General features: G+C 54.3%; 1 rRNA gene. It reads left to right on the top strand.

Annotated elements, in window-relative coordinates:
* The first annotated feature begins 54 nt into the window (after nt 1–54).
* Nucleotides 55–1606, top strand: a 16S ribosomal RNA gene (locus C9I92_RS24970).
* Nucleotides 1607–1608 lie beyond the last annotated feature (2 nt).

The raw sequence follows: 1608 nt of genomic DNA, 5'->3' as shown, positions 1-1608 counted from the left end.
CTTCGGTTATTTTGGCACAGTCAATTTAATTCAGTATTCATCGAGCCAAAACTTTAATTGAAGAGTTTGATCATGGCTCAGATTGAACGCTGGCGGCAGGCCTAACACATGCAAGTCGAGCGGCAGCGACAACATTGACCCTTCGGGGGATTTGTTGGGCGGCGAGCGGCGGACGGGTGAGTAATGCCTGGGAACATGCCTTAGTGTGGGGGATAACCATTGGAAACGATGGCTAATACCGCATAATCTCTACGGAGCAAAGAGGGGGACCTTCGGGCCTCTCGCGCTAAGATTGGCCCAGGTGGGATTAGCTAGTAGGTGGGGTAACGGCTCACCTAGGCGACGATCCCTAGCTGGTCTGAGAGGATGATCAGCCACACTGGAACTGAGACACGGTCCAGACTCCTACGGGAGGCAGCAGTGGGGAATATTGCACAATGGGGGAAACCCTGATGCAGCCATGCCGCGTGTGTGAAGAAGGCCTTCGGGTTGTAAAGCACTTTCAGCAGTGAGGAAGGCGGTATCGTTAATAGCGGTATTGTTTGACGTTAGCTGCAGAAGAAGCACCGGCTAACTCCGTGCCAGCAGCCGCGGTAATACGGAGGGTGCGAGCGTTAATCGGAATTACTGGGCGTAAAGCGCATGCAGGCGGCTTGTTAAGCCAGATGTGAAAGCCCGGGGCTCAACCTCGGAATCGCATTTGGAACTGGCAGGCTAGAGTCTTGTAGAGGGGGGTAGAATTTCAGGTGTAGCGGTGAAATGCGTAGAGATCTGAAGGAATACCGGTGGCGAAGGCGGCCCCCTGGACAAAGACTGACGCTCAGATGCGAAAGCGTGGGGAGCAAACAGGATTAGATACCCTGGTAGTCCACGCCGTAAACGATGTCTACTTGGAGGTTGGTGTCTTGAACACTGGCTTTCGGAGCTAACGCGTTAAGTAGACCGCCTGGGGAGTACGGTCGCAAGATTAAAACTCAAATGAATTGACGGGGGCCCGCACAAGCGGTGGAGCATGTGGTTTAATTCGATGCAACGCGAAGAACCTTACCTACTCTTGACATCCACGGAATCCTGCAGAGATGCGGGAGTGCCTTCGGGAACCGTGAGACAGGTGCTGCATGGCTGTCGTCAGCTCGTGTTGTGAAATGTTGGGTTAAGTCCCGCAACGAGCGCAACCCTTATCCTTGTTTGCCAGCACTTCGGGTGGGAACTCCAGGGAGACTGCCGGTGATAAACCGGAGGAAGGTGGGGACGACGTCAAGTCATCATGGCCCTTACGAGTAGGGCTACACACGTGCTACAATGGCATATACAGAGGGCAGCAAGACCGCGAGGTGGAGCGAATCCCACAAAGTATGTCGTAGTCCGGATTGGAGTCTGCAACTCGACTCCATGAAGTCGGAATCGCTAGTAATCGTGGATCAGAATGCCACGGTGAATACGTTCCCGGGCCTTGTACACACCGCCCGTCACACCATGGGAGTGGGCTGCACCAGAAGTAGATAGCTTAACCTTCGGGAGGGCGTTTACCACGGTGTGGTTCATGACTGGGGTGAAGTCGTAACAAGGTAGCCCTAGGGGAACCTGGGGCTGGATCACCTCCTTACC

The sequence above is a fragment of the Photobacterium ganghwense genome, assembly GCF_003025595.1.
In the GTDB taxonomy this organism is placed as follows: domain Bacteria; phylum Pseudomonadota; class Gammaproteobacteria; order Enterobacterales; family Vibrionaceae; genus Photobacterium; species Photobacterium ganghwense.
This window is presented reverse-complemented; position numbering and strand designations above follow the sequence as displayed.